This is a genomic window from Enterorhabdus sp. P55, from assembly GCF_009911695.1.
Taxonomy (GTDB): Bacteria; Actinomycetota; Coriobacteriia; order Coriobacteriales; family Eggerthellaceae; genus Enterorhabdus.
This window is the reverse complement of record NZ_QWKK01000266.1, coordinates 1-758: the sequence shown is the minus strand read 5'-3', so window position 1 is coordinate 758 and position 758 is coordinate 1. Positions and strand designations below refer to the sequence as shown.

Annotated in this window: 1 pseudogene; it reads right to left on the bottom strand. The window is 73.4% G+C overall.

Annotated features, from left to right (window positions below):
• Window positions 1–618, bottom strand: a pseudogene (locus D1643_RS11190) (DNA polymerase III subunit gamma/tau); the annotation flags it as partial.
• Window positions 619–758: the final 140 nt, after the last annotated feature.

Genomic DNA, 758 nt, shown 5'->3' with positions numbered 1-758 from the left:
CGCCCCGTTCGCAGCGGTCGCGCCGTTCGCGCCGACAGCGGCGGCGGCAGGCTGCGCGGCGGGCTGGGCGGCCGCCACCTGCCCCACCTGCCCCGAGGCCTGCGCCGGCGGGAAGCCCGCCGCAAGCTGAGCCGATTGAGCCGAAGCGGCCGCCGAGACGGCCGGCTGGGCGACTTGAGCCGAAGCGGCCGGCTGAGCGACAGCCGTCACGCCGGCAGAGCGAGCGCCCGCCTTCGTCAGCATGAAGGGCATCGTCACGCCGCACGCTTGGGCGATGGCGCGGCCGAGCTCCTCTTGGACGCCAGCACCCTGCGCGGTCTTGAAGGCAAAGTCGTTCTCAGCGGGAAATTCGATGGCCAAGGTACCAGAGGCCTCGTCAAAGACGGCCTTTGTGTTGAGGAAGAGCACACCGTAGGCCGCCTTGCCCTTCTTCAGGGCAGCGAGCACCGACTGCCACATGCGCTGAAGCGCTGCCGGGTTGCGCAGGCTCTGCAGCAACGCGTCAGGCAACGCGCCGCCCGCAACGGACACGCCCGCGCCACGCATCGCACCCGCCGCCAAGCCCGCCGCAGCGGCATCTGCAGCGCCAGCCGCCGCGCCGCCCGCAGGCGATGACAACGCCGGCGTTCCTGCGCCAGAAGCGCCGCCCGCGCCTTGCGCACCCGCAGCGCCAGTTGCTACGCCGCCCGCTCCCATCGCAGCGCCCGCTCCGGCCGCAGCGGCCGCACTAGCGGCGCCAGCCACATGCGCGACGCCAG